Raw genomic sequence first — 21523 nt, forward strand, 5'->3', positions numbered from 1 at the left:
AGGGGGCAGTGGCGCGGCAAGCCACCCCCGTGTCGATGGTGCCGGACCGCTCCCCGCACGCATTCCCATCCCCCGCGCGCCAAGCACAGAACCTCCCGGTAGCGGACACGGGCCCGCCAGGAGGGGCCGCCGCGTAACGCGCCCGGCTCACCCCAGGTTTGAGAGCGCTCTCAACAGCTGCTCTCCCTCAGAACGGAGGGAAGTTGACCGGCGGGCGACCCTCCCGCCAGCTCAGGGTTGCATCGTGATCGGGAACCTGGAACTCAGCTGCGGCAGCTGACGCGACGCCTCGACCTCATCTCGCACGTCCCAGCGCTTTCCGAGCGGGTCTCGAAGCACTTCGTCGTCACTCTGGAGAGCGTCCACGGCCTCATAGAAGGTGGCGAACTCATCGGACACCTGGGTCGCCTGTTCGTAGGCCTCGGCCGCGACACAGTCCAGTTCCTCCCACTCCGGCCAGTGATCACCCCACTCACCTCGTGGTCGGTCGGCCAGGCGCCTTACTTCAGGGGCTTCGGCCAGAGTGTCGGGATCCTGGACAGCGCGCTCGAACGTGGCCTGGCCCAGACCGACTGCCCACAGACGGAAGTAGCAGAAGCCGTCATCCGAGCACCAGCCGCCGAAGATCCTTTCGGCGGCAGCCCAAAGATCCCAGGTGAACGCCTGCTCGCACAGACGGTCAAGGCAAGCCTGGAACCCCACGATCTCCTTCACGGGCCTTCGCGCGAGCTCGTCCTTCAACCACGCCAGCCGCTCAGCCCTGATGTGAGCCTTCGACCGGCATTCCTCGATGATCTTCCAGAAGGAGTCGTTGTCCACGGCGGCACTATGGCAGGCGCCTATGACAGACCGAGGGCAGCGGGTGAAAGAGCAGCATGGTCACTGGTCGCAATACCCGTTGCCGGCACTCAGCTCGGCAGGCTGCCACCATTCTGAGATGGCCCACGACATCGTGTTCTTCCTCGCTCCGGACGACGAGAGTGCCGCTGCGACGCGCCGACAGGGACCTGGTCCGGCGTTTGAGTCTGTGACCTGCCGTTTCATAGAGCCGGACAATGCCATCGCGGAGTGGGACATGTACTTCGAGGAGCCCGCGGCCGAGCTCCCGCCGATCGAGCAGCTCCTTGCATGGCCGTGGCCGGAGTGGGTCCCTGCCCCCTTGAACGATGGTGTTGAGGTGTTCGCTCTGCCGCCGCGGTTGATCCGGGCATTGGCCGACGCCACCTCCGTTGAGCTGGAGGAGCTGGCAGATCGCTGGACCGCGAGGCTCAGGTCCGCCGACGGGGACGAAATGACCGACGATGATCTGCTGGCGGTCCTGCAGGCAGTGTCCCGGCTTGCGGCGTCTGCGGTGACCACGGGCGGCGGCCTCTACAGCTGGAGCTTCTGACCGTCCGGTGAACCTCTTCTTGGGCGGCGTCGCCGTTTCTGGCTGGGCGAGCCAGGAAAATGACACGGCGCTGGGAATCCAGCACATGACATGGCGTGGGAAGTCCAAGAACCGTCGAGGTCAGAGGTGCGGCAGATGACACGGGTCGCGGGAACCAACACCTCTTTTCGGCGCTGGCCCACACCGGCCGGGGCGATGAAGCTGCCGCAGGTGCCGCTTGCGTCCGTTGCCGGCTGAGTTGTGGTCCGGCCTGTCGGGGCCTGCCATCGAGTGTGGAGCGGTTACGGACTGCACCATCCTCATCGAGCCGGTCACGTTTCTCCTGATGGCGCTCGGGCGCCGGGGCCAGTGGGGTCCCCTCGCTCAGGGCCGCATCCTGGTCGGGGGGCCCAAGCCCTGGCTCGCTCCGCGTTTCCCGGCTCTGTTCAAGGCGCCCTGAGCGCGACGGGCCGCGGCGGCCCGACGGTGGCCGGCTGCCTGTGGTCGTACGGGCTCGGTGGTCACCCGGGTTCGGGGGCGGTGACGGCCGGGGCGGCGCCGAGGAGGCCGAGGAGGGTCTCGCGGTGGAGGTCCGCGATCGGGCCGAGGAAGTCCGGGTGGCGCAGCAGGGGGGCCGCGCGGTGGTCGCGCGGGCTGGGGATGGTCAGCCGGCGCGCGTCGCCCACGCTGTCGGGGCCGTGGTGGGTGGCGGCCAGGCAGGCGGCGGCCAGGGCGGCGAGGTCGGCGTCGGCCAGCAGGCAGGCCGCCCAGCTGACGACGGTCTCGTCGACCTGGGTGCGCCAGGCGTGGGTGGCGTCCGTCAGCGGGGGCGCGTCGGCGCCGGTGACGAAGTCCAGCCGGCCGGAGCCGCCGGGGCCGAGCAGGTCCAGCAGTTCGGCGTCCAGCGCGGTGGGGTAGCGCAGGGCGGCGGCGATGGTGGCCGCATGGCCTGCCTGGGCTTCGGCCAGGGCCTGGTTCAGCGGGCCGGTGGCCGGGGGGAAGGCCGCCAGCAGCCAGCGTGCGGAGGCGGCGATGACGGGCGAGAGCGTGGTGGGCATGGTGGACCGTCCTGTGCGTATGCCCGCCTGTCCTGGGTGTTCCGGTGTGGGTGATCCGGTCGCGGGCACTGCGCGCCCGGGCGGGGAGGTGCGGACAACGGTACGGCGGCCTCCCCCGGGGGCGACAGGAGCTGCGTCACAGCCGGGGATCACCCCCTGGCCTTCGGCACTGGCTCCCCACTCCTTCACCGGGGACGCCCGGGTCAGCCGGGCGCAGGTGACGTCGATGGTCGCCAACACGCTGGCGCGCGAGACGCTCCGAGAGGCATTGGTCGCCACCTACGTGTGGGGGAAGGGAAAGAGCGGCTCCCCCGGCGGCAGCGGACCAACCACCCTCCACAAGATCCTGGCCGCCGAGGACCTCCTGGACAAGGCCCTGGACGATGCGGTCACCGTGTTGAGCAGGCACGGCGCAGTAGCGTCCTACGAGGGGCTCCGCGGCCGGATTCCCGGGTTCGGGCCGTCCTTCTTCACCAAGTTCCTCTACTTCGCAGGCAAGACGGTCAAGCCGGCGAACGGCCCCGAGCCGCTCATACTCGACCGTGTCCTGGCCCGGCGGCTGCGCTCCCTGGCCCATGCGGTCGGCCGGGAGACGGGCCATGACCCCGACGGCGCGGTCGCCGCCTGGGTCTGGAGAGACCAGGACTGGTCGCCCCACCGCTACAAGATCTACCTGTCCTTCATGCACGCCGCCGCCCACCAGCCGGCAGCGACAGAAGGCTGGCCCTCCGATGCCTCCCCCGACCTGCTCGAATACGCATTGTTCAGCGGCGCATGGACATAAGCTCACTGCCACCGCGGCCGCCAGCCGCCCAGCAGCCGCGCCCGGCTTCTCACCGGTGGCGGGCGCGCCTGCTCACCGCGGTGAGCAGGCGCGCCGCCGAAGTGGTGGGCGAGGCGGAGAACACCCGCCGCCCGCCTTCGTCGACGCAGGGAGCCGCCGCCGGCGGAGCGCAGGCGGTTGCGCCAGGCTCACGCGCTCACCCTGGACGAGGTGGCCGCCGCGCTGCAGGTGCGGCGGGCGACCGTCGGCGGCTGGGAGTCGGGCAAGGCCGAGCCGAGGCCGCCGGAGCGGGAGGCGTATGCACGCCTGCTGGAGCAGCTCGCCAAGCTCTACCCCGCCCCTGAGAGCGCTGGTGCCGAGCAGGAGGGCACCGCGGTGCCGCAGCCCGCTGTGGTGCCCGTAGCCCAGGCCACGGCAGCGGCGCCGTCGACGCCCCTGGTGAGCCCGCCGACGGCGTCGGAGAGCGGCGCACCGGAGGCGACCGGGGCTGAGGCCGCCGAGGAGTCTGCCTCCGCTCCCCCAGCGGCCGTTCGGGCACCGGCTGCCGCGTCACGCCCGCGCGCCGAGCGGGTATCGCAGGGCTCGCGCCGTCCGGGTGCGACGAAGGCCGCCCCGGCGAACACGCCCGCGCCCAGCGGTGTGTATGCGCACGGCCCGCTGCTCGTTCTCGACGCGGACGCCGAGCGGAACGTGACCGGCTACGGCGTCGGCGGTCTGATCCTGGACGTGCCCGCCAAGTCCCTGCCCGCCCTTGTCGAGTGGACGCTTACCGAGGCGCAGCTCGGGGCGGAGAGGCTGCACGGTTCGGGCAAGGACGCCGATGCGCTGCTGGTGCTCACCGAGGCCGCGTGCGAACGGTACGGCCTGCCCGGTCAGCTGTCGGAGTCCGAACGGCTCGCCGGGCGGCTCCCGGAGGGGCACAAGGTCATCAAGCAGCTTGAGCGTGCCGACTGGCAGCTCACCAAGCGGGGGCTGGGGCCGTGGGCGCGGATCTACCGCCCCGCCCAGGGGGGCCGTCGGCAGTGCGTGCAGCTGTGCATCCCGTCCTGGCGCGCCCTCGACGGCCGCGCGTGGGGTCATGCCGCGCAGCTTGAGCCGGCGGCGCTGGCCCGGGTGCTGGGCGTGTACGCGACGCGAGTGATGACCCCGGTCGGCTCTGCGGCCGTCACTGGGCTGCAGCTGATGACCGCACTCAACCCGCCGACCCGCGCCAGCCAGCCGGATCCCGACGGCCAGCGCCACTCCGAGCACCGGCCCGGCTCGCTGGGCACGCAGCCGGTCGACCCAGCGCCGTGCGAGGCGACCGACGGACACCCCGTCCTGGCCGACCTGCCCCGCTTCCACGTACGCGGCCCCGACGAGAAGCTGTTCGAGGAGGCCTACGACTGGGCACGGGATCTCACCGACGCCGAGTGCATGAGGCGCTACCTGGTCGGCCTCGACGTGAACCTGTCGTTCGCGGCAGGCGCCAATGGTGCCGTCGTCGGTCTGGCATCACCGCCGGTGCACGTCACCCGGCCCGCGTTCGACCCGGCGCTGCCCGGCTCGTGGCTGGCCGATCTCTCCCACGTCGATCCGTCCCGGGTGAAGGTGGGCAAGCAGTGGCGGGACCTCGACGGGGACCTGCTGCCCAGCCCGTTCACGCCGACCGGGGAACGCCCGACGGGTCCGGCCTGGTACGCCACCCCGACGATCGCCTACGCCGTCGAGCTCGGCTACGACGTCGCCCCGCTTCAGGCGTGGGTGCGCCCGGAGCACGGCAGATTCCTGGACGGCTGGTACAGGCGGCTGCGCGACGCCTACATCGCAACCATGTCGGATCTCGGGGTGGGCGAGAAGCTGTCCCCCCAGGAGTTCTTGGAGGCGATGGACGGTTACAAGAGCCGTGATCCGGAGCTGGGCATCGTCGTGGACGCGGTCAAGATGACCGTCAAGGGCGGCATCGGCAAGCTGCGGGAGAAGGCGCGCGGCGGCGGCTGGGCCGGGGCAGGCCTGGCCCGCCCTCGCCCGGCCCACCTGGCGGCCCGACATCCGCGCCGCCGTGATCTCCCGGGCCCGGATCAACATGCACCGCAAGATGGTCGCCCTTGCCGCGGCCACCGGGCAGTATCCGGTCGCGGTCCTGTCGGACTGCGCCGTCTACGCCGCCGACGGACCCAGCCCGCTCGACGTCCTGCCCTACGACGCCGACAGCAAGACCGTGCCCGGCAGCTTCCGGCTCGGCTTCTCACCCGGGATGGTCAAGCACGAGGGCACCCAGAGCGTGCTATGGGGCGCCAACGTGCTCGAGCAGCTCGGCGCCGACGGCAAGGTCGCCAACCTCGCCCGCTACATCAAGACCGGCGAGGTCACCGCCAAGGACACCGGAGAGTAGAGGGGGCAGGGTCAGTGGTCACGATCGACGAAGAACTCGACAAGGCGGTGCAGGGCGCGTTCACGCGCCCGATCCCGAAGTCAGCGGGGGCGCAGATGCGGTACCTGGTCCGCCAGCACCAGGGCAGCACCCGGCGCGTGGCCGAGCTACTCGGCATCAGCCAGCGCACCGTCGAACGGTATGTGAAGGACCAGATCAAAAAGCCCCGGCCGGCGCTCGCCGACCGCCTCGAGCGTGAGGTCCGCGTGCGCTGGCAGCCGCAGGTGAGAGCCAGGGCGAAGCAGGCCGCGGCCACTACCGGCGGCATCATGATCGATGTCCAGGCCCGGTTCGGCTACACCGCCGCCCCCGACAGCACCGACGACGCCCGCGTGCGTCACCTCACCCTCGCGCTGCCGCCCGGCCACGCTGCCCGTCTCTTCCAGGCCCAGGAGGCCGGTCTCACCGACGACCAGCTCCGCCAGATCGCCGCCGAGGCCCTTGGCGAGGTCTACTTCCGCGACAGCGGCCGCCGCGCCCACGGCCTCGAAGTGGAGCTCACCGACCTCCTCGACCTCGAGTTCGAGCTGTAGCCGGTCAGGGTGCTGGACAGGAAGCGGGAAAGGGCGTCGGGGAAAGCTGTGACAGCAGGGGTTTTGCGGACCGAGCCGCTGGCCGGCGAGCTGACCGTGTCACTGATCAACCGGGTCGCGGCCCGCTACGGTCTGACGGCCGCCGGTGTGCTGCGGCTGTGGACGTGCCGCAACTCCCCCACCCGGCACGACGGCGGCAGCGTGCGAGCCGATGCGGAGGTCGTGCTCAACGAAGCCGGGCGGGGTGTGCTCGCCGAGCTGTGCGGCGTGGAACCGGCGGTGCCGGCGCGCGCTTTGCCCGCCTTCACCGTGGATGATCCCAAGATCAGCGCCGGTCGGGAGGTCGCCCTGGCGTAGGCACGGTGGCGGGCGGCGGGGGCGGTGGCGGGGCCGGCCGCGTTCGGGTGCCGGTTGTGCACCGCACGGCGCACGGGCAAGGCGGTGCGGGCGGTGCGGTACCTGCCGCGCTGGCAGCGGGTGTGTGTCCGGCACGGACGCTGGCTGCTGGACGCGGACGCCGACCAGCCGCTCGAACACCTCGATCTGCGCCTCCTGCCGGAGGTGGTGGCCGCGCAGCGGCGGTGGCCGGGCGTAGCGCGGCGTGCGGTGAGGGCCGGGGTGGAGCCGGAGCAGGTGTTCATGGCGGCGCATGCGGTGGTGGCCCGCTGGTGGGATCAGGCCCTGTACTGGGAGCAGGAGGAGATCTGGCCGCGCCGTCTGCACCAACTGGCGGGCGGCAGTGTGGGATCACAGCTTGCGTGGTGGCGGGTCATGGGACGGGACGCGGCGGTCTTCCCGGAGGTGGTGGCCGTGGCGCAGGCGCTGCTGGAACCGGCAATGGCCGAGGTGGCCTGGCAGGCAAGCGGAGGGACCCAGCCTCGGGCGCGGGGCGCTGACGATGCGTTCTGTCGCTGGCTGGGCGAGCGGGTGGGCCGCATCTGGCTGGGACCCGAGCTCGCGGCCGACCATGGCAGCCCGCTGAACGACTTCACGAGGGCGATCGTGGCGCGCCCGCCGCGAGGCGGGGACGCAAGGGTGGCGGGAGGATCCGTGGCGGCTGAAGCGGGAGCAGCAGCCCGCCACGATGGCCGGCCAGCTGCGCGTCATGGCGGCGGAGGCACAGTCGGGCGGCTCGGGGACCCGGTGGCGGGCCACGGTCAGTGCCGAACACCGGTTTCATATCACCCAGTTGGTCGACGAGGCCCGGGAGCAGCTGGTGCAGTTGCGCGGCGTGCACAGCGGCGCAACCGCCGAGGCGGCCCGCACCCTGCTGGAGCACCTCAGCGAGAGTGCCGAGCTGATCGACCGGGCTCTTGTGCGTACCGCCTCCGCGGCTGTCGCCGCCGGGGTGGCGCTTCAGGAGGTGGCCCAGTGGTCCCGTCTGCCTGCCGAGGAGCTGGCCGCGGTGCTCGCCGCCAACGGGAGTGAAGACTGACGCCGACGGCTACCGGACAGTGGATCTTGATTTGGGTGCCTGGCTAGGAGCGGTTGCGCTTGTCGCCGGCGAAGAAGAAGCCGAAGGCGGCGCGTCCCGTCAACGGCACCACCCGGAAGGCGCGTCGGCGGGGAGGACTCCGCTGGCGTCACCCTTGGGACCATCCCCGCGGGTGCGATGCGGGGAGCAGATTGGCGCGGCCCTGATCGCTGCCGTCCCTGCGGGACCATCCCCGCGGGTGCGGGGAGCAGGTCGGCTCCGTCGCCGCGCTCCCGAGGCCGAGGGACCATCCCCACGCGTGCGGGGAGCAGCCAGGTCCTCGCTCATGTCGTCGCGAAGCTTGGGGCCATCCCCGCGGGTGCGGGGAGCAGAGCTCCGACGTCAACGCCTCCCCGCAGTCCGTGGGACCATCCCCGGGCTGATGGCGATATTTGAAAATCCCCACCCCGTGCTCGGGAGTGGGACAGACCTGCTGAGTTGATCTCCCCACCACAGCCGGCCGCCTTCGGGGCGGATCGGACTGTCCAGGGGGGCGTAGCCCATCCGTAGAGCTACGCCGAAGGCGCCCTTGACCGGCCAGGTGGGCCGCACGGTGGCGTTCAGCTGTTCGCCAGGGCCGCGCCCAGCGGCGTGTGCTCGTAGCGGACGGTCCGGCCGGCGCGGGTGCGGGTGACCAGGCCGGCGTCGCGCAGCACCGCCAGGTGGCTGCCGACGGTGCCAAGGCTTAGGCCGAGTTGGGCGACCAGCTGCGTCGTCGTTGCGGGCACGTCCAGCGCACGCAGCACGTCCGCGCGGTGCGGGCCGACCAGCCGGCTCAGGGCTTCGCCGCCTGGTGTATGCGCTGCGGGGCCGAGCAGGTCCGCGATGCCCCGGGCGGGGTAGACCAGGGCGTAGGGCCATGGCGGTTCGACGTAGCTGATCAGAGTGCCGAACACCGTGGGCATCAGCAGCAGGCCCTTGCCGGCCAGTTGGTGCCGGTCCCACTCGGTGGGCGAGCCCGTGCGCACTTCGATGGTCCCGGCCTGCCCCTGGGAGCGCCAGCTCACCCGCGGGTCGAGATCGGACAGCGCTGCTGCCCAGCCGTACATCGCCAGGTGCCCGGCGCGGCGGACCAGGTCACGTTCCAGTACCGTGCGCAGTCGCGGCCAGTCCGGCTCGACCAGTGCCTGCCAGCTCGCCTCGAGCGCGTCGGCGAGCCGGGTGACCACATCCGGCGCGTCGAGGATGCGCTGCACGTAGCGTGGCGGCGTCCGCAGCCCCGCCAGGTTGCGGGCCAGTTCCAGGCGTGCACGGCGCAGCGGCGTGGCGCGCACGGCGGCCAGCTCAGCGGCGAAGTCGCCACCGGGGCCCGACGGCGGCGGATGGATAAAGTCGGCGTTGTAGGCGCCGCGGCGGAACAGCGCCGTCAGCGCCCCGACCGCGGGCACCTGCCGGCGCAGCTGCTCGTACCGGGGCGCGATGCGCTCGACCCACGGCCGAAGCGGGCCGGCGGCCTGCACGCCGGCTGCCACGCGCAGCGCCTGCATCGCCTCGCCCAGCGGCGAGATCGCGTAACGGGTACACGCCACGTCGACGGGGCCCACCTCGATGGCCAGCACGTTTTGCCTCCAGGCGAAAGCATAGTCACCGTGGGTGGGCTGCCGTGATGCTGTCGGCCATGACCACCACGCCCGTCGCGCCGCGCCCGGCCACCTACCGCGAGGTGTTCGCTGTGGGCCAGTTCCGCGTGCTGTTCGGCAGCTATACGCTCTTCCTGATCGGCGAGACGGTGCGGATGCTCGCACTGTCCGTGACCGTCTACGCGGCAACCGGATCGCCCCTGTTGTCGGCGCTGGCGTACGCGGCAGGCTTCCTGCCCTATGCCCTGGGCGGCACTCTGCTGCTGGCTTTCGCCGACCGCTGGCCCCCACGCACCGTCCTGATCGGCTACGAGGTGCTGCGCACCGCGGTCAGCGCCGTGCTTGCCGCCGGCCTGCTGCCGGTACCGGCCATGCTGGCGCTCGTGTTCGTCACGGGTTTACCCAGCGCCGTCGCCTCCGCTTCGCGCATCGCCCTTCTGCCCGACCTGCTGGACGGCGACCGCTACGTGCTCGGCCGTGCCGTGTTCTCCATGGCCGCCGGCGGCACGCAGGTGCTCGGCTTCGCCGCCGGCGGCATGCTGATCGCCGCCGTCGGCGCGCCAGGCGCGCTCTGGATCACCGCCGCAACCTGCCTGGCCTCGGCAGGCCTGCTGCAACTGCGCCTGTCCCACCACCCACGCCGCCGCACCGGCGGTTCAGCCGCCATCAGCGAGACCTGGCAGGTGAACCGAGCGCTGCTGCGCCGGCCTGCGGTCCGGGCGCTGCTGCTGGCGCAATGGCTGGCACCGGCACTGATGGTCGGCGCCGAGGGCGTGCTGGTCCCCTACGCCGCGCAGGTCGGCGCGCCTGACACGGCCGGTCTGCTGTTCGCAGCGGTCGCCGCCGGGATGTTCGCCGGCAACCTGATCGTCGGCCGCCTGGTGCGCCCAGCGGGCCGGGAGCGGCTGGCCGGCCCCCTCGCGCTCGCGCTCGGACTGCCGCTGCTGGGATTCGTGCTGCACCCCGCACCGGCATACGCCACCGTCCTGCTGACCGTGTCCGGTTTCGGCGTCGCCTACCAGCTCGCGCTGGCCCACAAGTTTCTCGACGCGGTGCCCGAGACGCAGCGCGGTCAGGCATTCGGCGTGCTGCTGACCGGCACGATGACGCTGCAGGGCCTGGCCGCCGCAGCCGGAGGCGCGCTGGGCGAAGTCGCGGCCCCCGGGCTGGTCGTCACACTGGCCGGCGCGGCCTCGGCCATCGCCGCTCTGATGTCCTGGCGAACGCTGTCGCCCACCCGGCGGCTCTGACTACAAGCACCCTTCGGGGACAAGCGACTCCCATTTTTTGCATCATCAACCAAGTGGGGAGGTCGATCGTGCCTGGGGATTTTCAGGGCTCTGTCCGCAGTTCCGTGAATCCCCAGGTCAGCGAGGTGAGCGAGGGATCGTTTCGGCAGAGTATGTCCCGGCATGGCGAGCAAGACGGTCGAGGCTGTGCTGTTTCCCGGGATCGATGTGCGAGTTGAGCGCGTCAGCAACTCCTCCGACGTCCTGGTGGTGGAGGCGGTGTCCACCGCTCGCCCGGGCAGGTGCCCGGACTGCCGGAAACAGGCGAGACGCATACACAGCTCGTATCAACGCGACTTGAATGAAAGGCCGTTGGGCTCTCACCGGGTCATAGTCCGGCTGCGGGTCCGCCGGTACTTCTGTGACCGGAAGAGCTGTTCCCGCAAGACGTTCGTGGCGCAGGTGCCGGGCCTGTCCGAGCGGCACCGTCGCTCCAGCGCCGGGCTGACATGCTGGCTGCGGTCGATCGCGATCGAGCTCGGCGGACGTCCGGCCGCGCGGTTGTGCCGCCGCCTGCGGCTGGTGGCGGGCCGGACCCGGCTGCTCAGGCTGCTGACGGCGCCGACGGTACCGGACCGCGCGCCGCGCGTGCTGGGGGTGGACGAGTTCGCGTTCCGTAAGGGCTGCACCTACGGCACCGTGCTGGTGGACGTCGAGGCCGGCCGGGTCGTGGACGTGCTGCCCGACCGGACCTCGGAGACGTTCGCGGCCTGGCTCACCGCGCATCCCGGCGCCGAGATCATCTGCCGGGACCGGGCCACCGCCTACACCAAGGCAGCCAAGGAAGCCGCCCCTCACGCCCTCGAAGTGGCCGACCGCTGGCATTTGTTGCAGAACCTGTCCGCCGCGGTGGAGAAGACCTGTCACCAGCACCGCGACTGCCTGCGCAAACCTGCCGAGGAGGAGACGGAGACCGAGCAGCCGGAGCCGCCCCCGATGCTGATACCGCCCGCGGAACTGCCCCGCACCCAGATCATCGAACGCACCCGCCACCGCTATGAAGACATCCACCGCCTGCTGGAGAAACGCTGGACGATCAGCGCCATCGCCCGCCGTCTCAACCTCGACCGCAAGACCGTGCGCCGCTTCCGCGACACCGACCTCGACGAGCTACTGGCCTCCGCCCGCGAGCGCCGCCCCAGCGGCGTCCTGGAGCCGTTCAAGGCATACCTCAACGCCCGCTTCACCGAAGCCCAAGGCCAGGCCAGCGGCACCCAGCTCTTCCTGGAGATCCAGGCTCGCGGCTATCGCGGCAGCCGCCAGGTCGTCCGCAAACACCTCGCCGCCCTCCGCGCGGGCACTGCCGAACCGATCCGGGCCGACATCCCCAGCCCCCGCAGGATCACCTCGTGGATCATGCGGCCCCGGGAGACGCTCACCGAGAGCCAGGACGAGCGGCTCCTTCAAGTCCGTCTCGCCTGCCCCGACATCACCCGGGCCTGCGACCTCGCCCGGGCGTTCGCCGACCTGGTCCGTCACCAGCGTGGATACCTGCTGCTGGAATGGATCCGGCAGGCCGAGCAGGACGCACCGAAGCCCATGAAGGGCTTCGCCGGCTTCCTCCGCCAGGACCTCGACGCAGTGACCGCCGGCCTGACCCTGCCCTGGAGCTCTGGAGCCGTCGAAGAAAACGTGAACCGGGTGAAGACACTCAAGCGGGCTATGTATGGCCGAGCTTCATTCGAGCTTCTCCGGACCCGCATCCTCACTCGGCTTGAGGGGTAGACACGAAGCGCCACCTGCCTGCCTCGCAGGCACGGTGCACTGGCGCAATGGGGGTGGGACAGGTGCGACGGGTGGTCAATCTGCAATCTGTCGAGCAGAAGTTGTTGCTGCTTGCTCTCCTGTTCGTGATCGGCGGGTCGATCGTCGCAAACCTCTTCGCGTGGGACGTGAAGTGGCAGATACCCCTTATCTACGCCGTACTCTACGTCCTGTTATCGGTAGTTATTGAGATCCGTGATCGTCAGGCCCCTACAGCTTCCACGCACTACCGAACCAGCGACGAATTCTTTCTGTCGTTCGCCCGCCTCGCGCGCACCGCCGAGCGTCATGTCTACACGAGCTACGTGCGTAACACGCCGCCGCCGAGTTTCCAATCCCCGGCCGCACAGCAGTACTTCAGGGCCGCAGCCGACTGGACTCGGCGCAACCCCGGCGCGTCATTCCACCGCATCATCGGTGTCCCTGCCCAGGAGCCCAGGGCTTCGGCGTAGTCGGCAGACGTCCGTTTCGTATCACTTGAGGTAAAGAGGGGGGGCGAACGGGCGGTTCCTGCTCATGTCCGTTGCGCCTCGGAGTCCTTGCGTCTCTCGCCCCGGCACCGTCGGGTGGAGCGAGCCGACTGCGCTGGGAGATGATCCTGTGCGTGGCTGAACAGGCAGGGTCAGATGCGGACAACGCTTGTGCATGGGCTGAGAGGCTGGGTTGGGCGTTCGGACTCATAGCGGAGGATCCGGCTGCGAGAGGTGCAGCGCTGGTCCATCTGGCGGAGGCCCAGCGGCAGGTAGCGGAGGCGCTCGCCCGATCGAACGAGATGTGGCTGCTGACGCGGCATCTGGGAACGGACGAGCAGTACCTGGAGCCGGCCTTTCTGCAGGCGCGCCGGAGGCATGAGCAAGCCCAGAGGCGTTCGCTGCCTGATGGTGTGTGGGGTGGTCCTGTGGGCGAGGATCTGGCGACGTGGCCGGGGTTGCCCTATGTGTTGCTCTTCTTGGAATGGGAGGCGAGGTACCCGCTGGAGTGGACGCAGCATGCGAAGGCGTGGGGTACGAAGCAGAGCCTGATTCGGAGGGTGGCCCGTGCTCGCCAGAAGGAGGCGATCAGGGCGGAGCTCACCGACCTGGTCGAGATCGTCGTCAGCCGGGCGTATCGCTGCAAGGCGCGAATACGTGCGGGTTGCCCGGGCTGTCGACAGCGCTGACCTACGGGGCAGGCTCGATCGGGCAGCCGACTCGGACAGTCGTAGTGCGAGATAATGGAGAAGCGCAGGTCAGCCCGCCTTTCCCCTAAAGGATTGCGTGAGCGGTGCGTGAGCGGAGGTCCACACGGGGGCCGAATCTCCCGGAGTGAACCAGAGCTAGGGGCCGCAGCGACCAGGCATTTCTAGAGCTGTCAGAGCACCCAGAGTGAGCCAGAGTGAAAACAGCGGACTCATAATCCGTCGGCCGTGGGTTCGAGTCCCACCCGCCCCACGTCCGCAGGTCAGGAGAATCGTTCTGACCTGCGGAAACGCGGTTTTTCGCCTCCGTTCTGGGCGGTATTGGCCGCCTGCGGGGCGGTATGGACCTGCTGTCGCGGCGCGCCAGCTCACCTTGGACGTCTCTGACCTGGTCTTTCAGGGTGGCTTTCTGATCGGTGCGCAGTGGGCGGTCCCACGGCCGTCGAGGGAGCCGTCGCGTTCCGTCCGCGGCCCTTCAGATCCCACGACCTCTTCGCTATCGGTGCGGCGGTCACTCAGCAGACTTCACCGGTATCGGGGTGGCCGGCTGGCCGAGCCGTCCGAGATGGGCCCGCGGACGCGCCGCAAGCAGTCGACTTCACGTGCCGTTGTGCGATGAGCACGCATCAGGCGTGGCCGTGCGTTCTCATTCCTCGTGCGCGAACAGTCGCGGCCGCCGCCTCGGAGCCGAGGATGCCGAGCACATCTCGGGCCCGTTCCTCCTGACCGGTGCAGGTCAGTACGCCACCGCAGAAGGTCGATTCGATCGCCGTGTCGCCGGGGAGAGCGCCGACCACGACGACCCCCGGTAGATCCATGAGTTCGCTCTGCTGCTGGAAGCCGAGGTCGGCTCTGCCGGAGGAGAGGACATCGCCCACCGGTACGCCCGGAGGGGCTTGGACGAGCCGGTCCGCCAGTACATCGGTGAGACCGAAACGCGCTATGAGATCGGTGATCGCCGTTCCGCTGGGCCCGGTGGAGTAAGCGATGCGCGAAGCCGAGAGGAGGACGCTTCGCAGATCGGACTCGGTGTCGAGCACGGGCACCGGGCTCGCGTCCCTCACCGCGGCGACAACCCGAGAGACGAACAGCGGGCGCACCGAGCCCGCCAGCAGGTGGCCTTCGCGCTCCAGCGAGTTCGCCGCCTCCTCGGCCAGGACGAGCAGATCCGCCTGCGCGCCGTCGCGGACGCGGCGGGCCGTCTCGACGCCGCCCGCAGCGTCGAAACGCACCGGTATCCCGTGCTCACGCCCGATGTGGTCGCACAGTGCGGTGAGGATCGGGCGCGTCGCCATGGAGGACAGTCCGAGCAGGTTCTGGTTCATGTGGTCTCCTCGAGTCCGGCGCAGCGTACGGCATGGGCCGTCGCTCCCCGTGCTCTGGGAGACTTGGCCGGTGAGCACATCCCGGAGCACCGCGGCCGGAAAGGTCCTGCGGGTCCTGGCGGCCTTCGACCGCGAGCACACGTCCCTGACCCTCTCCCGGATCGCCCAGCGCGCGGACCTCGCCCTGAGCACCGCCCACCGGGTGGTCGCGGAACTCGCGGAGTGGGGAGCGCTGGAACGTGACGACGACGGCTCGTGGCACGTGGGACTGCGTCTGTGGGAGGTCACCTCCGGCTGCCCCCGCACCCGGATCCTGCGCGACGCCGCGCTGCCGTTCATGCAGGACCTCTACGAGGTGACCCACGAGAACATCCAGCTCGCGGTGCGCGAGGGCACCGAGCTGGTGTTCGTCGAGCGGATCGCGGGGCACCGTTCCGTCCAGCTCCTCACGATGGTCGGGAGCCGCTTCCCCGTCGCCGCCACCGGGATGGGCCGTGTGCTCCTCGCCCACGCGCCGACGGAGATCCAGGACGAGGTGCTGGCCGCGCACCTGCGGGCGTGGACCCCGCACACCGTGACCGACCCGGAGGCGCTCCGGGCGGAGCTGGACCGGATCCGCCGCGAGCATGCCTTCGTCAGTGACCGGCAGCTCTCAGCCGACACCGTGGCGGTCGCCGCACCGGTGCGCGTCGGGCGTACCGGGCCGGTCACGGCGGCCCTTGGCATCGTGATCACCGCTGTGGGCGCGGACCGCGCACGGCGGTTGCGCGAGCCGCTCCTGCGGGCGGCCCACGGAATCTCGGACGCTCTGGGTCGTCGCGCCCGCGCCGCGGACTGAGCTGCTGGGCTTCCGTCTGACGGAAGGGGCGGCGACGGGCGGCGATGCCCGGTGGCAGCGTTCGGGTGGCCGGAACACCGCCGCCTCGGCCGGGTTCCGCGGACCCGCCGACCGGTCGCGTGACGCGACCGGCATGGAGGGCGTCCGCGACGCGCCGAGGCGCAGCCGGGCCCGTCCATCCAGGAGCACACCCATGATCATCGACTGCCACGGTCACTTCACCACGGCGCCGCCCCAACTGGCCCGCTGGCGGGACCGCCAGGTGGCGGCGGCCGGTTCCCGGGAGGCCGCCCCCGACCCCGACGACCTCGTCGTCACCGACGACGACCTGCGCCGGGCCGTCGGGGACAACCAGCTGCGCCTGATGGACGAGCGGGGCATCGACCTGACGGTGTTCTCCCCGCGGGCCAGCTTCATGTCCCACCACATCGGCGATTTCGGCGTCTCCGCGGCCTGGGCGCGGATCTGCAACGACCTCGTCCACCGCGTCGCCACGCTCTTCCCCGACCGCTTCGCGATGGGCGCGATGCTGCCGCAGTCGCCGGGCGTCGACCCCGCGAACTGCCTGCCCGAACTGCGGCGCGCGGTCGAGGAGCTGGGCGCCGTCGCGGTCAACCTCAACCCCGATCCGTCGGGCGGCCGCTGGACGGCCCCGCCGCTGACGGACCGCAGCTGGTACCCGCTGTACGAGGCGCTGGCCGCGTACGACGTCCCGGCGATGATTCACGTCAGCACCTCGTGCAACCCGGCGTTCCACACCACCGGGGCGCACTACCTGAACGCCGACACCACCGCGTTCATGCAGCTGGTCCAGGGCGACCTGTTCGCCGACTTCCCGACCCTGCGGCTCGTGATCCCGCACGGCGGCGGGGCGGTGCCCTACCACTGGGGCCGCTTCCGGGGACTGGCTGCGGCGCTGGGCCGACCGGACCCGGAGACCCTGCTCGACAACGTCTTCTTCGACACCTGCGTCTACCACCAGCCGGGCATCGACCTTCTCGCGCGGGTGGTGCCCAGCGGCTCCCTGCTGTTCGCCAGCGAGATGATCGGCGCGGTCCGCTCCGTCGATCCGCGTACCGGCCACCACTACGACGACACCAGGCGCTACGTCGACGCCACCGAGCACCTGAGCGACGCGCAGCGTGCCGCCGTGTACTCCGGCAACGCCCTGCGCGCCCACCCCCGCCTCGCCGCCCGCCTCGCCGCGGCCGGCCGCTGACCGGAAGAAGGACCGATGGAACACACCGAGATCGGAGTCGTCCGCACCGGCATCGAGAGGGCCGACCCGCATGACGTCGCCGCGCTCGCGGAGTTCGGCGTCGCGACGATCCACGAGGCGATGGGCCGGACCGGGCTGATGCGCCCCTACCTGCGCCCCGCCTACGCCGGAGCCCGGATGTGCGGCACCGCGGTCACCGTGCTGCTCCAGCCCGGCGACAACTGGATGCTGCACGTCGCCGCCGAGCAGATCCGCGACGGTGACGTCGTCGTCGCGGCCTGTACGACGGAGAGCGAGGACGGCTTCTTCGGCGAGCTGCTCGCCACCTCCTTCCGGGCCCGCGGCTGCCGGGGCCTGGTCATCGACGGCGGCGTCCGCGACGTCGCCGACCTGGAGGAGATGGACTTCCCCGTCTTCTCGCGGGCCGTCAACGCGAAGGGCACGGTCAAGGCCACCCTCGGCTCCGTCAACGTGCCGGTGGTCTGCGGCAACGCCCTCGTGCGGCCCGGTGACGTGGTCGTCGCCGACGCCGACGGCGTCGTCGTGGTGCCCCGCGAGCGGGCCGCGGAGGTGGCCGCCGCCTCGGCCGCCCGCGAGGCGTCCGAGGAGGGCAAGCGCGCGCGGTTCCGCGCGGGGGCGCTCGGCCTCGATCTGTACGGCATGCGCGGCGCGCTGGCCGAGCTCGGCCTGCGGTACGAGGAGGGACGATGACGGCGCACTCCGGAAAGACCCCGGGGTGGCTGGACTGGCACCCCCGTCCGAGCCGGCCCCGCTTCCGGCTCCCCGAGGGGGCCGTCGACGCCCACTGCCACGTCTTCGGGCCCGGGGAGGTGTTCCCCTACGCCCCCGAGCGCAAGTACACGCCGTGCGACGCGTCCAAGGACCAGCTGTTCGCGCTCCGCGACCGGCTCGGCCTCACCCGCAGCGTCGTGGTGCAGGCGACCTGCCACGGAGCCGACAACTCCGCCATGGTCGACGCCCTGCGCGCCTCCGGGGGGACGGCCCGCGGCGTGGCGACGCTGCGTCCTGACGTCACCGACGCCCAGGTGCGCGAACTGCACGCGGCGGGGGTCCGCGGAGTCCGGTTCAACTTCGTCAAGCGGCTGGTCGACGGCGCCCCGCGGGACGACCTGCGAAAGATCGTCGAGAGGATCGCCCCCTACGGATGGCACGTCGTCGTCTACTTCGAGGCCGCCGACCTGGCCGGACTGCGTGACTTCCTGCTGTCGGTCCCGGTGCCGCTGGTCGTCGACCACATGGGCCGGCCGGACGTCGCGCAGAATCCCTTCGGGCCGGAGTTCGAGTCCTTCCTGGACCTGCTGCGGGCCCGCCCCGACATCTGGTGCAAGGTGACCTGCCCCGAGCGGCTGTCGGTCAGCGGTCCGCCGGCCCTCGGCGGCGAGCGGGAGCCCTACCGCGACGTCGTCCCCTTCGCCCGGCGCGTGGTGGAGGAGTTCCCCGACCGGGTGCTGTGGGGCACCGACTGGCCGCACCCCAACCTCGTCGGCCACATGCCCGACGACGGCCTGCTGGTCGACTTCGTCCCGCACATCGCACCGACCGCCCACCTGAGGCACCAGCTCCTCGTGGCCAACCCGACCCGCCTGTACTGGGCGGACGCCCCCTGACCCGCCGACCACCGGAGACCACCACCATGTCAGTGGACAAGACCTACCGGCTGGTGCCGGGGACGACCGTCTTCGACGCCGAGCAGTCCGCCAAGGGTTACCACCTCAACCAGTTCTGCATGTCGCTGCAGACCGCGGAGAACCGCGCCCTGTACCTCGCCGACGAACGCGTCTACCTCGACTCCTGGCCGCTGCGGGAGGAGCAGAAGCAGGCACTCCTCGACCGCGACCTCAACGTCGCGATGCGCGAGGGCGGCAACATCTACTTCCTCGCCAAGTGGGGCGCGACCCTTGGGCTGTCGTTCCAGCAGATGGCGGGCTCGATGACCGGCATGACCGAGGAGGAGTACCGCGCCATGATGGCCGGCGGCGGGCGCTCCGTCGACGGCAACCGCATCGACCACGCCGTCCTGGAGGCCGCGCACGCCGATCCGGCTCCGCCGGCCGAGCACGCCGTGATCACCGGCGCCGTCTTCACCTCGCACGTCCCCGCCATCGGCGCGGCGATGGACCACGGGAAGACCGAGGAGCCGTACTGGCGGCCGGTCTTCGACGGGTATACGTACTCCAAGGAGTGGCAGCGGGAGAACCTTCCCGACGTGATCCTCCTGGTCTACAACGACCACGCCAGCGCCTTCGACCAGTCCCTGGTGCCCACCTTCGTCCTCGGCACCGGCGCCGTCTTCCCCACCGCCGACGAGGGGTACGGGCCCCGCCCCGTTCCCGGCGTCGAGGGCGACCCGGACCTGGCCGCGCACATCGCGCACTCGCTCATCAGGAGCGACTTCGACCTCACCCTCGCCAACGCCATGACCGTCGACCACGGACTCACCGTCCCGCTGTCGCTGATGTTCGGCGACGTGTCGCAGTGGCCGTGCAAGGTGATCCCGCTCCACGTCAACGTGGTGCAGTACCCCGTCCCGTCGGGAGCGCGCTGCTTCGCGCTCGGCCGGGCGCTGCGGCGGGCGATCGAGTCGTACGACCGGCCGCTGAAGGTGCAGGTGTGGGGTACCGGGGGCATGAGCCACCAGCTCCAGGGGCCGCGCGCCGGGCTGATCAACCGGGAATGGGACAACGCCTTCCTGGACCGGCTGGTCGAGGACCCGGCCGGTCTGGCCGAGGTGCCGCACCTGGAATACGTCGAGGAGGCCGGCTCCGAGGGCATCGAGCTGGTCATGTGGCTGATCGCCCGCGGCGCGCTGGGCGACGTCGACGGCACCGGCGAGGTCGAGGTCAAGCACCGCTTCTACCACGTGCCCGCGTCCAACACCGCCGTCGGGCACCTCATCCTGGAGAACCGCCCCCGGGCCGAAGCGCCCGCAGAGAAGGAGTGACATGACCGACGACCGGACCCTGCGGATCGCCCTGGCCGGCGGCGGCGCCTTCGGCGCCAAGCACGCGGCCGCGCTCAGGCGGATCGACGGCGTCGAGGTGACCGCCGTGGTCAGCGGCAGCTTCGACCGCGCGAGGAAGTTCGCCGCGGAACACGGGGTGGGCCGCGCCGTCGCCTCCCTGGAGGAGGTCCTGGCGATGGACGACGTCGACGCCGTCGTCCTCGCCACCCCCACCCCGCTGCACGCCGAGCAGACCCTGGCCTGCCTGGAGGCTGGCAAGCACGTCCAGGTCGAGATCCCGCTCGCCGACTCACTCGGCGATGCCGAGGCGTGCCTGGCGGCCCAGGAACGCACCGGCCTCGTCGCGATGGTGGGCCACACCCGGCGCTTCAACCCCAGCCACCAGTGGGTGCGGCGGCGGATCGAGGCCGGCGAGTTCGGGGTCCAGCAGATGGACGTGCAGACGTACTTCTTCCGCCGGAAGAACCTCAACGCGCTGGGGGAGCCGCGCTCCTGGACCGACCACCTGCTGTGGCACCACGCCGCGCACACCGTCGACCTCTTCGCATACCAGACCGGTTCGCCAACCGTGCGGGCCAACGCCGTTCAGGGGCCCGTCCACCCCGACCTCGGCATCGCGATGGACATGTCGATCCAGTTGCAGGCGGCGGACGGCGCCATCTGCACCCTGTCGCTCTCGTTCAACAACGACGGGCCGCTCGGCACGTTCTTCCGCTACATCGGCGACACCGGCACGTACGTCGCCCGCTACGACGACCTGTTCACCGGACGGGACGAGCCGATCGACGTGAGCGGCATCGACGTGACGACGGACGGCATCGAACTGCAGGACCGGGAGTTCGTCGCCGCGATCCGCGAGGGGCGCGAGCCGAACTCCTCCGTCGCCCAGGTGATGGCCTGCTACCGGACGCTGGCCGCGCTGGAGGAGCAACTCGCCCGCTGACCCGAGCGCGCAGGCCCGCGCACCCGGCGAACCCGCCCCCGCACCACGGGGGCGGGTTCGCCGTACGCCGGCGGCGGGTCACTCCGGCAGCCGTGCGCGGAACTGCGCGAGCAGCAGCTCCAGGACGTCCGGGAACGCGGACCGGGCCAGCACGGGCAGATGGTCCCGCACCGCCCGCAGGTGCGGGTGGGCGTCCGCCGGCAGATCCCCGCCGGGGTCGGTCCACGTCGGCCCGTCCGGCTCCCGCCGCGCGTCGCCCAGGCTGCGCACCTCCGCGTCCAGGGCGGCGTGTGCGAGGACGGTGTCGATGAAGACGTGGTAGTGCCGCACGGCGTCGGCGGGCGCGAAGCCGGCCCGCAGCAGGATCCCGATGCCGATGTCCACGGCCCGGTACTCGGCGGGCCCGGCGGTGAACCGGGAGGCGCGGACCGTCGCGAGCCGCGGGTGGCGCAGTACCGAACGGTGGACGCGCCGCGCGAACTCCCGCAGCGCCTCGGTCCAGTCCTCGCCGGGGGCGAACCCGTCCAGTGACTCGCCGATCAACCGGTCGGCGACCGCGAGCAGCAGGGCGTCGGTGTCGGCGAAGTAGCGGTAGACGGCCGAGGGGTCGCACCCCAGGGCCGCCCCGAGCCTGCGCACGGTCAGCGCGCTGCCGCCCGGCGCCTCGATCAGCTCCAGCGCGGTCGTGACGATCAGCTCCTCGCTGAGCACGGTGCCGCCCCTGGTGGGCCTGCGGCGCCTGCGTGCGACGGGTATGCGCTGCGGTTCCGGCAC

20 protein-coding genes and 2 pseudogenes are annotated in these 21523 nt (G+C 71.3%); 17 read left to right on the forward strand and 5 right to left on the reverse strand.

Annotation, left to right across the window (positions count from 1 at the left end; translation table 11 throughout):
- Positions 1 to 231: 231 nt before the first annotated feature.
- Complete coding sequence (locus ABZ876_RS32570) at positions 232 to 819, reverse strand: DUF4240 domain-containing protein (RefSeq protein WP_361788711.1); 588 nt, start codon at positions 817 to 819, stop codon at positions 232 to 234.
- A gap of 118 nt (positions 820 to 937) precedes the next feature.
- Between ABZ876_RS32570 and ABZ876_RS32575 the strand changes: the two genes are divergently transcribed.
- Together ABZ876_RS32575 and ABZ876_RS32580 are read left to right on the forward strand one after the other, a co-directional pair.
- Positions 938 to 1390 carry a hypothetical protein gene (locus tag ABZ876_RS32575; protein WP_361788712.1) on the forward strand — a complete coding sequence of 151 codons (453 nt, stop codon included), beginning with the start codon at positions 938 to 940 and terminating at the stop codon, positions 1388 to 1390.
- Between the two features lie 286 nt (positions 1391 to 1676).
- Positions 1677 to 1829, forward strand: a pseudogene (locus tag ABZ876_RS32580) (sterol-binding protein); the annotation flags it as partial.
- A gap of 61 nt (positions 1830 to 1890) precedes the next feature.
- Here ABZ876_RS32580 and ABZ876_RS32585 read toward each other — a convergent pair.
- Complete coding sequence (locus ABZ876_RS32585; protein ID WP_361788713.1) at positions 1891 to 2427, reverse strand: hypothetical protein; 537 nt, start codon at positions 2425 to 2427, stop codon at positions 1891 to 1893.
- Between the two features lie 19 nt (positions 2428 to 2446).
- Here ABZ876_RS32585 and ABZ876_RS32590 point away from each other — a divergent pair, with 19 nt between their 5' ends.
- From ABZ876_RS32590 to ABZ876_RS32610, 5 genes and pseudogenes are all read left to right on the forward strand, one after another.
- Entirely contained in the window at positions 2447 to 3211 is a 765-nt protein-coding gene (locus tag ABZ876_RS32590) for a hypothetical protein (protein ID WP_361788769.1), read from the forward strand.
- A gap of 153 nt (positions 3212 to 3364) precedes the next feature.
- Positions 3365 to 5585, forward strand: a pseudogene (locus tag ABZ876_RS32595) (helix-turn-helix domain-containing protein); the annotation flags it as partial.
- A 14-nt stretch (positions 5586 to 5599) separates the two neighbouring features.
- Complete coding sequence (locus ABZ876_RS32600; protein ID WP_361788714.1) at positions 5600 to 6157, forward strand: XRE family transcriptional regulator; 558 nt, start codon at positions 5600 to 5602, stop codon at positions 6155 to 6157.
- Between the two features lie 48 nt (positions 6158 to 6205).
- Complete coding sequence (locus ABZ876_RS32605; RefSeq protein ID WP_361788715.1) at positions 6206 to 6514, forward strand: hypothetical protein; 309 nt, start codon at positions 6206 to 6208, stop codon at positions 6512 to 6514.
- Between the two features lie 727 nt (positions 6515 to 7241).
- A complete protein-coding gene (locus ABZ876_RS32610; RefSeq protein WP_361788716.1) occupies positions 7242 to 7592 on the forward strand; it encodes a hypothetical protein in 351 nt (116 codons plus the stop codon).
- Positions 7593 to 8191: 599 nt separating this feature from the next.
- Here the strand turns inward: ABZ876_RS32610 and ABZ876_RS32615 are convergent.
- Complete coding sequence (locus ABZ876_RS32615) at positions 8192 to 9190, reverse strand: winged helix-turn-helix domain-containing protein (protein WP_361788717.1); 999 nt, start codon at positions 9188 to 9190, stop codon at positions 8192 to 8194.
- A gap of 59 nt (positions 9191 to 9249) precedes the next feature.
- Here ABZ876_RS32615 and ABZ876_RS32620 point away from each other — a divergent pair, with 59 nt between their 5' ends.
- The 4 genes from ABZ876_RS32620 (at position 9250) to ABZ876_RS32635 (ending at position 13423) form a co-directional block, all read left to right on the forward strand.
- Positions 9250 to 10461, forward strand: a complete 1212-nt coding sequence (locus tag ABZ876_RS32620) for an MFS transporter (protein WP_361788718.1) — start codon at positions 9250 to 9252, stop codon at positions 10459 to 10461.
- A 162-nt stretch (positions 10462 to 10623) separates the two neighbouring features.
- The gene (locus ABZ876_RS32625; protein ID WP_361788719.1) at positions 10624 to 12225 is read left to right on the forward strand and encodes an ISL3 family transposase; all 1602 of its coding nucleotides are present in this window, start codon (positions 10624 to 10626) and stop codon (positions 12223 to 12225) included.
- Positions 12226 to 12296: 71 nt separating this feature from the next.
- Positions 12297 to 12716, forward strand: coding sequence for a hypothetical protein (locus tag ABZ876_RS32630; RefSeq protein ID WP_361788720.1), 420 nt, complete (start codon positions 12297 to 12299; stop codon positions 12714 to 12716).
- Positions 12717 to 12868: 152 nt separating this feature from the next.
- The gene (locus ABZ876_RS32635) at positions 12869 to 13423 is read left to right on the forward strand and encodes a hypothetical protein (RefSeq protein ID WP_361788721.1); all 555 of its coding nucleotides are present in this window, start codon (positions 12869 to 12871) and stop codon (positions 13421 to 13423) included.
- A 644-nt stretch (positions 13424 to 14067) separates the two neighbouring features.
- Here the strand turns inward: ABZ876_RS32635 and ABZ876_RS32640 are convergent.
- On the reverse strand, positions 14068 to 14766 hold the full coding sequence (locus tag ABZ876_RS32640) for a substrate-binding domain-containing protein (protein WP_361788722.1): 699 nt from the start codon (positions 14764 to 14766) through the stop codon (positions 14068 to 14070).
- Between the two features lie 70 nt (positions 14767 to 14836).
- On the opposite strand from ABZ876_RS32640, the gene ABZ876_RS32645 reads away from it, so the two are divergent.
- The 6 genes from ABZ876_RS32645 (at position 14837) to ABZ876_RS32670 (ending at position 20749) form a co-directional block, all read left to right on the forward strand.
- Positions 14837 to 15604 (forward strand): IclR family transcriptional regulator, encoded by a 768-nt coding sequence (locus tag ABZ876_RS32645; RefSeq protein WP_361788723.1) that lies wholly within the window; start codon positions 14837 to 14839, stop codon positions 15602 to 15604.
- A 193-nt stretch (positions 15605 to 15797) separates the two neighbouring features.
- Positions 15798 to 16823 carry an amidohydrolase family protein gene (locus ABZ876_RS32650; protein ID WP_361788724.1) on the forward strand — a complete coding sequence of 342 codons (1026 nt, stop codon included), beginning with the start codon at positions 15798 to 15800 and terminating at the stop codon, positions 16821 to 16823.
- Positions 16824 to 16838: 15 nt separating this feature from the next.
- Positions 16839 to 17534 carry a 4-carboxy-4-hydroxy-2-oxoadipate aldolase/oxaloacetate decarboxylase gene (gene ligK / locus ABZ876_RS32655; RefSeq protein ID WP_361788725.1) on the forward strand — a complete coding sequence of 232 codons (696 nt, stop codon included), beginning with the start codon at positions 16839 to 16841 and terminating at the stop codon, positions 17532 to 17534.
- Positions 17531 to 18451, forward strand: coding sequence for an amidohydrolase family protein (locus tag ABZ876_RS32660; RefSeq protein WP_361788726.1), 921 nt, complete (start codon positions 17531 to 17533; stop codon positions 18449 to 18451). Before ligK ends, ABZ876_RS32660 begins: the two co-directional genes overlap by 4 nt.
- A gap of 26 nt (positions 18452 to 18477) precedes the next feature.
- Positions 18478 to 19785: a protocatechuate 4,5-dioxygenase subunit alpha gene (ligA, locus tag ABZ876_RS32665; RefSeq protein WP_361788727.1), complete on the forward strand. Its 1308-nt coding sequence runs from the start codon at positions 18478 to 18480 to the stop codon at positions 19783 to 19785.
- 1 nt (position 19786) lies between these two features.
- Positions 19787 to 20749 (forward strand): Gfo/Idh/MocA family oxidoreductase, encoded by a 963-nt coding sequence (locus ABZ876_RS32670; RefSeq protein WP_361788729.1) that lies wholly within the window; start codon positions 19787 to 19789, stop codon positions 20747 to 20749.
- A gap of 78 nt (positions 20750 to 20827) precedes the next feature.
- On the opposite strand, the gene ABZ876_RS32675 is transcribed toward ABZ876_RS32670, so the two are convergent.
- Positions 20828 to 21523 carry a TetR/AcrR family transcriptional regulator C-terminal domain-containing protein gene (locus ABZ876_RS32675; RefSeq protein ID WP_361788730.1) on the reverse strand — a complete coding sequence of 232 codons (696 nt, stop codon included), beginning with the start codon at positions 21521 to 21523 and terminating at the stop codon, positions 20828 to 20830.

The sequence above is a fragment of the Streptomyces sp. NPDC046931 genome (assembly GCF_040644655.1).
Lineage (GTDB): Bacteria > Actinomycetota > Actinomycetes > Streptomycetales > Streptomycetaceae > Streptomyces.